The organism is Pseudomonas sp. 3A(2025) (assembly GCF_054589175.1).
In genome coordinates this window covers 80,226-93,136 of record NZ_BAAILM010000009.1, presented here as the reverse complement: position 1 = coordinate 93,136, position 12,911 = coordinate 80,226, and the positions used below count along the sequence as shown (strand labels likewise).

Here is a 12,911-nt window from a genome sequence, read left to right as displayed (position 1 = left end):
ATCCAGCAAGAAGGATGAATTAGAGGCCGTCAGTATGGAAAACCAGACTAATGAACAGCATGAAATCACCATGCACGAAGAGATGCGCCGCGCGTTTTCGCTGCTGTCGGGCAAATGGAAACTGGAAATAATGTGGTTGCTGAACCAGCGGCTTTATCGCTTTGGCGAACTGCGAAAAACCATTCCCGGTATTACCCAGCACATGCTCACCGCGCAACTTCGCGAACTGGAAATGGACGGCCTTATATCGCGCACGGTGTACGCCGAAGTGCCGCCACGGGTCGAGTATGCAATGACCGACAAAGCCCGCGCGCTGGGGCCGACCATGGAGGCACTGACGGTGTGGTGGCAGACTTATGGGGCCAGCCTGCCGGTCAAACCCGCAGGCCGTGGGCGCCCGGCCGGGCGTAATTAATCAATACCAAACAGTTCTGCCGCACTGTCGCGAAACACGGGCGACAAGATGCCGGCATCGCTGGCAATACGCTGCATCCCTTCGAGCGACCGGGTAAAACTCATCTGCTGTTCATGCTGCGTATGCGGCCAGTCGCTGCCCCACAACAGGCGATTGGCGCCCAGGTGTTCAGCCAGCGCGGCCAGCGCGCGCCCGGCAAAACCCTGTTGTTCGCCCACACTGCCACCCAGGCGATACATCGCGGAAACCTTGACCCAGACATTGCCCTCGCGGCCCAGCGTCAGCAGTTGTGCAAAGCCCGGCTGGTCGAGCCCCAGACGCGCATCGGCACGGCCAAAGTGGTCGATCACCACCTTGCAGCCGGCCGCCAGCAGCGGCTTGATCAACTGCGCGATATCCTCGATCTGACGATGCAACTCCACGTGCCAGCCCAGACTTTTCAGCACCTTGAAAAAGCCTTGCCAGCGCGCTTCGCCCAGATCGATCAGTTCGCGCCCCACCAGATTCAGACGCACACCGCGTACACCGAGCGCGGCCATGCGCTGTAGTTCCTGCACCGGGGTGTCGGGATCGACCACCACAACGCCACGCAAGCGCTCCGGAGCCTGGGCCAGCGCCTCCAGCAAATAACTATTGTCGGTACCGAGAAAACTGGGTTGCACCAGCACCCCATGGCTCAAGCCGTGCCGATCGAGCTGCGCCAGGTAATCAGCCAGAGTAGCGTCGTAACCCGGTGCATAACGACGGGTCTCGGCCAGTTCCAGGCGACGCTCGAATACGTGTGCATGGCCGTCAATGCCGTTTAGCGGCACGGAGTAAGTCTGTGGCATGGGGCTCTCTTTCAATGGTCAGGCTTTCTGCGCAGCAGTATCGGGGCTGGCAGACTCAACAGCATCGTTCAGGTTACGGCCTTTGGTTTCAGGCAAGGCCAGCGCGGCCAGTACCGCGACACCATACGCAATGCCCGCGTCGATGCCGATGGCGCTGCCCAGCGACATGAAGCCGCTCATGTGGCCGACCAGAAACGGGAAGACGGCGGACAGTACGCGACCGAAGTTGTAGCAGAAACCCACCCCTGCCCCGCGCACATCGGCAGGATACAGCTCGTTGAAGAATGAACCGAGGCTGGCAGGGATACCGGCGGCAAAGAAGCCCAGCGGAAACCCCAGAAACAGCATTTGCGTGTTGGTCAATGGCAGGAACAGGTAGCACTGCACCGTGATCACGCAGCACAGCGCATAGACAATGATGTTCTTGCGCCGGCCAATGCGGTCGATCAACAGGCCGCTGACGATACAACCCAGCCAGAAGGCAGCGATGATGACGGCCAGATAACCACCGGAGCTGAGCACCGACAGGTTGCGCTCGGTTTTGAGATAGGTCGGCAACCAGGTCATGACCGCGTGATAACCGCCGTGCGCGCCCAGGCCCAGAATGCCGCCCAGCAAGGTCACACGGATCAACTCGGGGCGGAAAATCCCGGCCATCGAGGCAAAAAAGCTTTTCTCGGACGCCGCCTTGCGCTTCTGCATCGAGCCATCCGGCTCTTCGACGTTTTTACGCACGTAAATGACCAGGATCGCCGGCGCCAGACCCACCAGGAACATCACCCGCCAGGCGATATCTTCCGGCACAAAGGTGTAGACCAGCGTGAACACGCCCACCGCCGCGCCCCAGCCAAAGGCCCAGGCGCTTTGCACGGCGCCCATCACCTTGCCACGGTATTTGCCCTGGATGGTTTCAGCCATCAGCACCGCACCCGCCGCCCACTCGCCGCCGATGCCAAAGCCTTGCAGGGCCTTGACGATCAGCATCTGGTGGAAGCCGGTGACAAAGGCCGACAAGAACGTGAAGAACGAGAACCAGAGAATCATCCACTGCAGGGTTCTGACCCGGCCATAACGGTCCGACAGCGTTCCGCCCAGCCAGCCGCCGATGGCCGAGGTGACCAGCGTTACGCCGCTGATCAGCCCCGCATCGCCCTTGGTCAGCGCGAAAGCGGCAATCAACGCCGGAATCGCCAGACCGAACATCTGCACTTCAAGTGCATCCAGCGACCAGCCGCCGAAGCAGGCCCAGAACGTCTTGCGCTCTTTGGCGGTGATTTCGCGATACCAACTGAACATTATTTTTATCCTTCTATCGGGATGTAAGGGCACTGCGATCAGCGGATGTCGACGCTGTACCTGAAATGGCTGGCATGGCCGCGCGAACGCCGCCATTCCAGTGGTTTACCGGCGTAGTCGCGGGCCAGACGCTCGATCACCACCACAGGGCTGTGCACATCGATGTTCAGCAAACGCGCATACACCTCGTTGACGGCTTCTGCGGTGAGGGTTTCTTCGGCGCTGGCCACGACCTGGCCGCACAGCGATTCATAGATGGGATAAAGCAGCGCGCCCTGGCGATCGAGATCGACGTTCAGCAACGGCAGGAACAGGCTTTTCGGCAGCCAGATTTGCTCGGCCAGCACCGGCGTCGAGTCGAGCAAACGCAGACGTACCAGGCGGATGACCTCGGCGCCCGGCGCCAGTGCCAGCGCCTGGCTGACCGCCGAAGGCGCCTCGACCACCTCAATGGTCAGGATCCGGCTTTCAGGCACCAGTCGCTCGCCATTGGGGCCCTGGAAGCGAAAGAAGCGGAACAGCGAAGACTGGAACTGCGGGCGACGAATAAACGTGCCACGCCCTTGCTGGCGCTCCAGCACGCCTTCGCTGACCAGCGCATCGATGGCCTTGCGCACGGTGCCTACGGAGATCGCGTACTCGCTGGCCAGTGCTGCTTCAGTAGGAATCGCCTCGCCTGGGCGCCAGCGATTCATCGAGATCTGATAAGCCAGCTCATCGCGCAGGCGCTGGTAACGGGGTAGACGGTCGTCGGGGATAGGGGCTGTCATTGTTATAGTTATCTAGTCATATGTATGAATGTGAAGCGAAGTATTTGCCTAATCGGGAAGGTCGTCAAGAGGGAGATGGTGGGGGATCACGTTATGCCGGATTTTTTGATCGGGCGTGATCAGGCGGCCTGGCACTCGCACGGATTGAGTCATGCATACCCAAACGTTGAGTGCAGGCGGCCTTCGTTGTGAAACCGCACGATGAAGTCGGCGGTGTCCGGGCTGTCAGGCTCTCTCAACTCAAACCAATTCGGCCAACGATGCCGGATTGAAGCCCTTCAGATTCGCGTGATCGCCTGCTTCCACTTTGGCGACCCAATCCTTGTCACTCAGCAGAACACGCCCTACGGCGATCAGATCAAACTCTTCGCGCTCCATACGCTCAACGAGCCGATCCAGACTTGCAGAGGTTGATCCCTGGCCTGCGAACGCGTGAGTAACATCGTTATCCAGCCCGACCGAACCGACGCTAATGGTCGTGGCGCCAGTGACTTTCTTCGCCCAGCCCGCGCAGTTCAGCCCGTTCTCACCGTCAATTTCGGGAAACTCAGGGTCCCAGAAGCGTCGCTGCGAACAGTGCAGAACATCCACACCCGCCTCGACCAACGGCAGCAGCCAGTCCTCCATCAGTGCAGGCGTCTCGGCGAGGCGTACGCTAAAGTCCTGCTGCTTCCACTGGCTGACGCGCATGATGATCGGGAATTGGGAGCCGACCGCATGACGAACGGCAGACACGATTTCAGCGGCAAAACGCGAGCGCTCCTTGATCGTCGGTCCGCCGTAACGATCGGTGCGCCGATTGGTGCCGGCCCAGAAGAACTGATCGATCAAATAACCATGAGCGCCATGGATCTCGACGGTGTCGAAGCCCAGGCGCTTGGCATCCGCCGCTGCCTTGGCAAACGCAGCAACGGCGTCGGCAATATCCTCCTCGCTCATTGCCACACCACGAGGGTTATTTGGCGAGTCGAGGCCAGAGGGGCTTTCAACCGGCGCATCAGGTTCCCAGCCGCTGACATCCCGTACTGCACCGGTGTGCCAGAGTTGCGGCCCCATACGGCCACCCGCATGGTGAACAGAGTCGATCACGTCCTTCCATCCGGCCAGCGCGGCCTCACCGTGAAAAAAAGGAATGCCGGGACCGTTACGTGAAGCGGGACGATCAACGACAGTGCCTTCCGACAGGATCAACCCGACACGCCCCTCAGCACGCCGCCGGTAATACGCAGCGCTCCCACTACCGGGAATGCCCTCTGGCGAAAATTGCCGCGTCATCGGCGCCATGACAATGCGGTTTTTCAGTTCAAGCGACCTGACGGAAAGAGGACGAAATAGAATGCGGGTATCAAGGTTTGACATTGGATGGACTCCCTTTGCTTTCGGAAGCCATATAAGTATATTTTGTAAACCAAATGTCAATTAGGCACCTGGAGTCGCCCAGGTATACATAAGGAAACTGTGATGCTGGAATTAAAGCCGCAATGTTTTTCATCGCAGTGCCCAAGCCGGGCACTGTTCGACCAGATCGCAGACAAGTGGTCAATGATGGTTCTGGCGGTACTCGATGACGGGCCGCATCGGTTCAATGCCATCAAACGCCGCCTGGAAGGCGTCACTCAGAAGGCTCTGACACAATGCCTGCGCCGGCTGGAACGAAATGGCCTCGTTTCGCGCAAGGTCATCTCGTTCTCGCCCGTGGCAGTCCAGTATGAAATCACCACGCTGGGTCAAACGCTGCAGCAGCCATTTCGCGAACTGCATAAATGGACGCTCGACAAATTGCCTGAAGTTGAAGCGGCTCGATTGAAGTTTGACGAGGGTGGGCAAGTCATCTGAAAGTGCAAGTTAAAAGCCGCGCCTCTTTTGCGGGATCCGTAGATGATCAAGCGACAGTGACTCTCAGCCCGTGTTGCTCCAGGGCAACCTGCCCGAGTCCTATACCTTGCCTTGCGGCCATGCGGACATTGCAACATCGATGAGGCGGTCAAGCGTCTGCCCCGTCGCGCCGATGGCAGGTAGATTCACAATGGCCTGCAGCACGCCAAAGTAATACCAGGCCAGTACATCCAGATCGACATCCGGCTCAAGCTCACCTTGCAACTGCCCGTGAGTCAAAATCTCCATGAACATCTGGTGCTGCTGGCAAGCCGCAGCGTTGGCGATCATCTTGCCGGTAGCAGCAAGGTCTTGCTGCTCAGCATTACTGCGAGCGATCAGGCAGCCGGCGGGGCGTTTTTCCTCAGCGTTCTTCGGCAGAAACTCTCGCAGCAGTGCTTCTACGCTCGCCATGGAGGTCTGCGCGCGGGCCGATCTCATTCGCGTCAGTACGCGGTCGGTATAGCGTTCAAGAGACTCGTTGAAGAGCCCTTCCTTATCGCCAAACCTCTGGTACAAGCTCGATCGAGACAAGCCCGTAGCTGCCGTGAGGTCGCTGACGGACGCGTTTGCATACCCATGACGCCAGAAAACAAGCATCGCCGCGTTCAGGACAGCGCTTTCGTCGTATTGCGGTTTACCACTCATGGACACTCCGTTGACAACCTGGAACGATCGGACCAAGATACATGGAATGATCGTTCCATGATACGGAGTCGTTAGCATGCTCAACCAGTCGTCAAATCGGGTACACCCCCTGCGTATCGCTATTGCCGGTGCGACCGGCCGTGTAGGGCTGCGGTTGATCAATCGGTTAGTGATGGATCCGGTTAGCGTCGTTGCGCTGACACGCCAGCAATCATTCCTGTCTTTTCCAAAAGGCGTCGAGGCTGCAGCGCTGGATTTTGATCAGCCGTCGACGCTCAGAGAAGCGCTTGCAGGCGTTGAAAAACTGTTCATTGCCCATGGCACTTCCCCGCAACAAGTGACTCACGAGATTGCACTCATTGATGCGGCTGTAGAGGCTGGCGTACATCACATCGTGAAACTTTCGGTCATGGGACCTTCAACACCGCTCAATCCATTTGCCTGGCATTCACTGATAGAAGCCCACTTGAGCCAACAACCCATCGCCACCACGGTATTGAGACCCACCACGTTCATGGACGTACTCAAGCGTGCTGGCACGCCTGTAGCGGCCGGCAACTGGGGCGGCGCTGCGGGTCATGGACGTGTCAATCTAATCGATACCCGGGATGTTGCCGATGCGGCGCGCATCGCCTTACTGGAGGACGTGGCCGAAGGTTCCAAACGGGCCTATCACCTTACAGGCCCGCAAAACTGGACAATGCCTGAAGTGGCTGAGGAGCTGACCCGGCTTTTGGATCGCCCGGTTATTTACACCCATCGGACGCCCGTCGAACAGCGCGCGGTACTGCTTGCAGAAGGCGTCTCACCGTTCGTGGCTGAACTTCTCGTTGGACTGGATCGTATTTTCCATGACTCCGTACTGACTGAACGAACCCTGACGGTTGAGGACCTCACGGGTGTACCACCGCGCTCGCTGACGGACTGGTTTCATGAACATATTGAAGCGTTCAAACAATAAGTACGGCGATTGGTTATCGCTCGCGATCGGCTATTAATCATGAGAGCTTTCAGACATCCCGACGCCGAGGACTTCGTTCTTGAACGTGTTCTCTATGCGTTGAGCGATCCGGTGCGCATGGAAATTGTTCGCCACCTGGCCCAGGTAATTGAAGCGACCAGCGGTGAGTTACACGGCGGCCGCCCCAAATCAAGCGTTTCTCACCACTTCAGAGTACTGCGTGATGCAGGACTTATGCGCACGCGTAACGTAGGCACGACGCATATCAACTCGCTGCGCAAGGATGAGCTTGAACAACGCTTCCCACAGCTACTGGGCGCCATACTCCGTCATTGAAGTCAGGCGATGCGCAGGATTGCAACCCATCACATCGCCCGCACAACCCGACCTACAGGGCATTAACCAGATAACTGACAATCAACCGGTTCTCATCGATATCGCGCCCGTCGTCACTGCGGTACGTCGCATTGCGCCAGCGCACCAACAGGCCTTTCAACCGGCTTTGAAAGGCATAACTCACGTCGATATCGCGCTCCCACTCCTGATCGGCACCGGCCTTTTTCAAGTGATCGCCCTTGATATAAGCGCTGTAAAACGTCAGCCCCGGAATGCCCCATCCTGCAAAGTCATAGCCATAGCGCAGTTGCCAGCTGCGCTCACCGGCGCTGCCGAAGTCGTGGTACTGAACGTAGTTGGGCAGGAACGGGTTGTTGATATACGCAAAGCCCGTCGCGCCGTTCATGACCTGGTACGTCGCCATCACGCTATGGCCGGTATCGAAGGTGTACGTCAGCGCACCCGCGTAAGCGCGATTATCGACCTCGCCGACCTTGGCGGCGCCGATTTCCTTGCTGGCGAATGCACGCAGGTCGGTGTTCAGCGTACCGTTGGCAATCCGCGTGTTATGGGTCAGGCCGAGAAACTGCTGGCGGTAAACATCATCCAGTTCACCGTAGTAATAACTGGCCGACAGGGTTGGCGTCAGCGCGTAGTTGCCACCGGCATAGCGATAGTAATCACCGATGCCGGTGGCCTTGTAGCGACCGTCTTTCACCGCCAGGCTGATGTCTTGCAGGTTGGTGGAGTCTGGCGTGATGGTTTTATCGAACTGCGCCAGGTTAACGGCCAGACCGTTGATCTCGGTCGAATTGACCTGCAAACCCTGAAACGTTTGCGGAAAAAGCCGGCTGCCGTTGAATTGCAGCACCGGCGCCTTGGGTAGCGACAAGCCGTAACGCAGGGTGGTTTTCGAGACCTTGAGTTTGGCCGCACCGCCGGCTTTGGCGTATTCGTCTGCGGCTTCACCGGATGCGCGCCGGGGCAGCAGGCCGCTGCCGCTGCGGTCGGGGCTGGAGTCAAGCTGAAAGCCGGAAAACGCCAAGGCATCCACACCAAAACCGACCGGCCCTTGAGTAAACCCGGACTCGTAGTTCAACAAAAACCCTTGGGCCCACTCCTCTCTTTTGCCCACGCCGACGCCGTCGCGAAAGTCGCCGTTGTAGTAGAAGTTGCGCGCCTCCAGGCGCAGTTTGCTGTCTTCGATAAATCCGCCAGCCAGAGCGGCATCGAGGCTGAGCAAGCTGAAACCGAGGGTGGCGCAATACACTGTGCGATTCATTGTTATTGTTTTCCTGGCGCAGGGCGTCGCTGCCCGGAGGTATCACCGGGCAGGACGCCGATTGTTTTTAGAAGAAGGTTGTAGCGGGGCGAATCAGCGCTTGCGGCTGAGTTCCTGAGCCAGCTGCTTGCGGTCCAGCTCTTTTTCCCAAGCCGAGACGACCAGCGCCGCGACGCCGTTGCCGACCAGGTTGGTCATGGCCAGGCCCGTGCCCATGAAGCGGTGAATGCCCAGAATCAGCACCATGCCGGCCACCGGCACGATGGGCACTACCATCAGCGTGCTGGTCAGCATCACAAAGGCGGCACCGGACACACCGCTCGCGCCTTTGGAGGTGAGCATGGCGACCACCACCAGCGTCAGTTGCTGAGACAGCGTCAGATCAATATTCAACGCTTGCGCAATGAACAACACGGCCATGGTCAGATAGATATTGGTGCCATCAAGGTTGAACGAATACCCCGTCGGAATCACCAGCCCCACCACCGGTTTGGAGCAACCCAGACGCTCCATCTTTTCCATGATCTGCGGCAGTACCACCTCCGATGAACTGGTGCCCAACACCACCAGCAGTTCTTCCTTGATGTAGCCGACAAAGCGAATGATGCTGAAACCGCACAACCGTGCCACGCCGCCCAGAACAAACACGATGAACAGCACGCACAGCAGATAGAAACTGCCGATCAACTTGAGCAGCGGTACCAGTGAGCCTACGCCGTAAGTGCCGACGGTAAAGGCAATGGCACCGAACGCACCGACCGCCGACAACTTGGCAATGATATGAACGATGCGAAAGAACACCCCCGACAAGCCTTCGATGATGTCGTACACCGGCTTGCCCTTCTCGCCCATTGCTGACAATGCGCAGCCGAACAGCACCGACACCAGCAAGATGCACAGCACGTTGCCCTCGGCAAACGCCTGGGTGAAGGTCGAGGGAATGATCGCCATCAGGAAATCGACCATGTGCATGTGCCTGGCTTTTTCGGCAAAGCCGGTCACGGCCGAGGCATCCAGGCTGTTGACGTCGACGTTGAACCCGCCACCCGGATTGAACAGATGGCCGCCAATCAGGCCGATGATCAGCGAAACGGTGGAAATGATTTCAAAGTAAAGCAGCGCCTTGCCACCGACGCGGCCGACCTTTTTCAGGTCGCGCATACCGGCGATACCGGTCACCACGGTGCAGAACACTACAGGACCGATGATCATCTTGATCAGCTTGATGAAGGCATCGCCCAACGGCTTGAGGTCGGCGGCAAACGTAGGCCAGTAATGCCCGACGATAATACCGACGACGATGCCCAGCAGCACCTGAAAATACATGGCGCGGTAAAAGGGCTGTTTGCTTTTCACCGCACTGGGCGGTGAGGTGTTGACTTCAGCAGATAGCGGGCTGGTGCTCATTATTTCTACTCACAGGCGGTCTTGTTATTAAAGGCTCGGCGAGGACACGCAGGCTGATGTTAACGCCCGTATAACTTCAACGGGTTGTCCACCAGCAGTTGTTGACGCAATGCCTGGTCCGGGCAGAAGTCGAACATCAGGTCGACCAGCCCGCCATCGTTGGGCATGTCTTGGGTGATGTTCGGGTGCGGCCAGTCGGTGCCCCACAGCACGCGGCCAGGAGCTGCCTGAATCAGTTGTTCGGCGAAGGGAATGGCGTCGGCGAAGGGCCGCTTGCCGATCGAGACGCGCTCGGCGCCACAGACCTTGACCCAGGCCAGCGGGTGCTGCATCAGTTCGAGCAAGGCCTTGAAGGCCGGTTGTTCCAGGCCATCCCGGGCTTTGACGCGGCCCATGTGGTCGATGATGAACGGCACCGGTATGCGCGCCAGGCGGTCGGCGTAGGTGACGATGTCCTGGGCATCCAGATGCAGCACGACGTGCCAGCCCAGATCGGCCAGGCGCTCGACCGTCTTGTCGAATACGTCAAGGTCCGGTGCGCCACCCAGATGCACGACAAAGTTGAAGCGCACGCCGCGCACGCCACCGGCATCCAGTTCAGCCAACTGCCGGTCAGACTCGCTGCCGTCGACAATCGCCACGCCGCGATAACGCCCCTCGCTGCGTGCAATCGCGTCGAGCATGGCGCGGTTGTCGCTGCCGTGGCAGCTGGCCTGGACGATCACGGCGCGGCTGAAACCCAGGTGATCATGCAAGGCACGCAGGCGTTCGTACGGCGCATCGGGCGGGGTGTAACTGCGGTCATCGGCGTAGGGAAACTGCGCAGCCGGGCCAAACACATGGCAATGCGCGTCCCAGGCACCTTCGGGCAAGGCCTGAGCAGGCCGGGAGGGATGGGCATCGGGGGCAAGACAGCTTTTCATCTCGAATCCTTTTTTGTTGTTGGCGCAAACGATGGTGGGATGGTGGCTGCATCACCTGCGCACAACAATCGGACACGGTTTCTAGCTGCTATGCGTGTTTCGCATACAAGAGTGACGTTTTACGGCTGACTCAACAGTTGCTCATTGATGACTGTCTGATCACGCCCGCGCGCCACCAGCCAGCGATGGAAGTCGCGGCAATGGGCCTTGTCGAATGCATCCCTGGCCCCGACCAGAAAGTACGATGAAGGCATCTTCAGCCCCTGTGCGAACGGAATGACCAGACGCCCGTCTGCCACGGCGTCGGTAATCATCGAGCATTGCGCCAGGACCACGCCCTGCCCGGCAATCGCCGCCTGAATGGCCATCGAAGACAAGGAATAGACCCGATAGCCATCGCGCAGGTGCGCGCAGTCAACCTGCTGCGCCGCGAACCAGTCGCGCCATGAAGGTGGTGAGGCAAACTTGGGTAACCAGTCCACCGACAGTAGCGGGTAAGCCTGCAAATCCGCAGGCGTGCGCAATGGCAGATCAGCCCGCAGCAGGTGCGGACTGCACACCGGAACCACATCATCGCGGAACAGTTCGACGGCGTGTTCGGTGGCAGCGTGGTCGCCGTAAGTGACCCGAAAGTCGATTTCATAGCCATCGGCTGCAGGCTCTGCATGGCTGCCATCCAGAAACAGATTGAGTTCCGGGTGTTCGCTTTGCCATGCATAGATCAACGGCGCCAGCCAGTCTGAAAGCAGCGATGGCAAGGCGCTGATGCGCAGGTTGCTGGCGCTCCTGGAGCGCTCGATTTCGACCTGGGCAATGCGCAGCGTTTCGAACGCCGCCACGCAACTGTCGTGATAGCGCTGCCCGGCGACCGTCAGCCGAATGCGCTTGCCCTCCTTGAAGGTCAGGCTCAAGCCCAGCGTGTCTTCGAGCAGGCGCATTTGCTGACTGACAGCGCCTGCTGAAATGTCCAGCCGGCGGGCAGCCTCGACGATTCCGCCAAAGCGCCCCACCGCTTCAAAAACCTGTAATGCGCGCAGCGATGGCAAGTTCATCAGCGTCTCCCGATAAGTTACTGACGGCTTGATACTTTAGCTCAGCTATACAAATCAACAGTTTTCAACATCTTTTCGAATACTCAGGTTCTCGTATTCTGATCCTGCTGCAGCGCGCTGTGGCCCATAACCATAATTAGCCTGAAACGATTGACCTTACATGCCTAACGCGTAGCCCCTTGACCTACAAAGGCAGACACCGATGAAGAAAATAGCCCTCGCCACATTCCTTGGACTTGCATCCCTTGCACTGGCATCAACCAGTGTTTTCGCCAAAGACCCGAACATCATTCGTTTCGGCGTCGACCCGACGTTTGCGCCGTTCGAATCAAAACAGCCCGATGGTCAGCTGGTCGGTTTCGACATTGATCTGGGCAACGCCATTTGTGCGCAACTCAAGGTCAAGTGCGTCTGGGTCGAGGTCGCGTTCGACAGCATCATCCCGGCGCTCAAGGCGAAAAAGTTCGATGGCATTCTGTCGGCGATGACCGTCAACGAAAAGCGCAAGGAAGCTATCGCGTTCTCCGACCGCCTCTACAACTCACCCAGTCGTCTCATTGCCAAGGCCGATAGCGGCCTGGTGGCCACCGCCGAATCCCTCAAGGGCAAGCGCGTCGGGGTCGCCCAGGGCAGCACCCAGGAAGCTTTTGTAAAGGCAAAATGGGCACCTAACGGCGTGACGATGGTGTCGTACACCAATCAGGACATGCTCTACCCGGACCTTGTCAGCGGCCGCATCGATGCCACCCTGACCGATGCCGTGGTCGCCGACATGGGCTTCCTGCAAACACCACGCAACACCGGGTTCGCCTTCGCTGGCGATAGCGTCCAGGACGAAAAGCTTCTGGGCCAGGGCATTGCGATTGGCCTGCGCAAGGATGACCCGCAACTGCTCGAAGCCATTAACGGCGCCTTGGCAGAACTGCATAAAAACGGCACCTACGACGCGATCCAGAAGAAGTACTTCAGCTTCGATATCTATCACTGAATGGTCTTTATGACGGGCTCGGACCGGTGGTTATTCAGCGGTCCAAAGCCCTGTCATCCCTGCGCTTACCCGCTGACTTTCAGACCTTTGCCTGGACGGTGCTTCGGCCAGGCTGTGCAGTTACAGGC

The 12,911-nt window shown here is 58.6% G+C and carries 14 protein-coding genes; 5 read left to right on the top strand and 9 right to left on the bottom strand.

Annotated elements, in window-relative coordinates; translation table 11 throughout:
• The first annotated feature begins 34 nt into the window (after positions 1 to 34).
• Positions 35 to 415 (top strand): winged helix-turn-helix transcriptional regulator, encoded by a 381-nt coding sequence (locus ACYP2A_RS03620; RefSeq protein ID WP_459742843.1) that lies wholly within the window; start codon positions 35 to 37, stop codon positions 413 to 415.
• Here the strand turns inward: ACYP2A_RS03620 and ACYP2A_RS03615 are convergent.
• The 4 genes from ACYP2A_RS03615 to ACYP2A_RS03600 all read right to left on the bottom strand — a co-directional run bounded on the left by ACYP2A_RS03615 (position 412) and on the right by ACYP2A_RS03600 (position 4,670).
• Entirely contained in the window at positions 412 to 1,245 is an 834-nt protein-coding gene (locus tag ACYP2A_RS03615; protein ID WP_459742842.1) for an amidohydrolase family protein, read from the bottom strand. The two genes, ACYP2A_RS03620 and ACYP2A_RS03615, sit on opposite strands and share 4 nt — an antisense overlap.
• 18 nt (positions 1,246 to 1,263) lie before the next feature.
• On the bottom strand, positions 1,264 to 2,541 hold the full coding sequence (locus tag ACYP2A_RS03610; RefSeq protein WP_459742840.1) for an MFS transporter: 1,278 nt from the start codon (positions 2,539 to 2,541) through the stop codon (positions 1,264 to 1,266).
• Between the two features lie 38 nt (positions 2,542 to 2,579).
• Entirely contained in the window at positions 2,580 to 3,311 is a 732-nt protein-coding gene (locus ACYP2A_RS03605; protein WP_459742839.1) for a GntR family transcriptional regulator, read from the bottom strand.
• 240 nt (positions 3,312 to 3,551) lie between these two features.
• Positions 3,552 to 4,670 carry an NADH:flavin oxidoreductase gene (locus tag ACYP2A_RS03600; RefSeq protein WP_459742838.1) on the bottom strand — a complete coding sequence of 373 codons (1,119 nt, stop codon included), beginning with the start codon at positions 4,668 to 4,670 and terminating at the stop codon, positions 3,552 to 3,554.
• A gap of 102 nt (positions 4,671 to 4,772) precedes the next feature.
• Here ACYP2A_RS03600 and ACYP2A_RS03595 point away from each other — a divergent pair, with 102 nt between their 5' ends.
• Entirely contained in the window at positions 4,773 to 5,147 is a 375-nt protein-coding gene (locus ACYP2A_RS03595) for a winged helix-turn-helix transcriptional regulator (protein WP_459742837.1), read from the top strand.
• A 99-nt stretch (positions 5,148 to 5,246) separates the two neighbouring features.
• Here the strand turns inward: ACYP2A_RS03595 and ACYP2A_RS03590 are convergent, their stop codons facing one another.
• Positions 5,247 to 5,834, bottom strand: coding sequence for a TetR/AcrR family transcriptional regulator (locus ACYP2A_RS03590; RefSeq protein ID WP_459742836.1), 588 nt, complete (start codon positions 5,832 to 5,834; stop codon positions 5,247 to 5,249).
• A gap of 76 nt (positions 5,835 to 5,910) precedes the next feature.
• On the opposite strand from ACYP2A_RS03590, the gene ACYP2A_RS03585 reads away from it, so the two are divergent.
• Positions 5,911 to 6,795, top strand: a complete 885-nt coding sequence (locus ACYP2A_RS03585; protein ID WP_459742835.1) for an NAD(P)H-binding protein — start codon at positions 5,911 to 5,913, stop codon at positions 6,793 to 6,795.
• Between the two features lie 39 nt (positions 6,796 to 6,834).
• Positions 6,835 to 7,131: an ArsR/SmtB family transcription factor gene (locus ACYP2A_RS03580; RefSeq protein ID WP_459742834.1), complete on the top strand. Its 297-nt coding sequence runs from the start codon at positions 6,835 to 6,837 to the stop codon at positions 7,129 to 7,131.
• A gap of 52 nt (positions 7,132 to 7,183) precedes the next feature.
• On the opposite strand, the gene ACYP2A_RS03575 is transcribed toward ACYP2A_RS03580, so the two are convergent.
• From ACYP2A_RS03575 to ACYP2A_RS03560, 4 genes are all read right to left on the bottom strand, one after another.
• A complete protein-coding gene (locus ACYP2A_RS03575) occupies positions 7,184 to 8,413 on the bottom strand; it encodes an OprD family porin (protein WP_459742833.1) in 1,230 nt (409 codons plus the stop codon).
• 93 nt (positions 8,414 to 8,506) lie between these two features.
• Positions 8,507 to 9,820, bottom strand: a complete 1,314-nt coding sequence (locus ACYP2A_RS03570; protein WP_459742832.1) for a dicarboxylate/amino acid:cation symporter — start codon at positions 9,818 to 9,820, stop codon at positions 8,507 to 8,509.
• Between the two features lie 59 nt (positions 9,821 to 9,879).
• Entirely contained in the window at positions 9,880 to 10,743 is an 864-nt protein-coding gene (locus ACYP2A_RS03565; RefSeq protein WP_459742831.1) for an amidohydrolase family protein, read from the bottom strand.
• A gap of 119 nt (positions 10,744 to 10,862) precedes the next feature.
• Positions 10,863 to 11,795: a LysR substrate-binding domain-containing protein gene (locus tag ACYP2A_RS03560; protein WP_459742830.1), complete on the bottom strand. Its 933-nt coding sequence runs from the start codon at positions 11,793 to 11,795 to the stop codon at positions 10,863 to 10,865.
• Positions 11,796 to 11,997: 202 nt separating this feature from the next.
• Here ACYP2A_RS03560 and ACYP2A_RS03555 point away from each other — a divergent pair, with 202 nt between their 5' ends.
• Entirely contained in the window at positions 11,998 to 12,783 is a 786-nt protein-coding gene (locus tag ACYP2A_RS03555) for an ABC transporter substrate-binding protein (protein ID WP_459742829.1), read from the top strand.
• Positions 12,784 to 12,911: the final 128 nt, after the last annotated feature.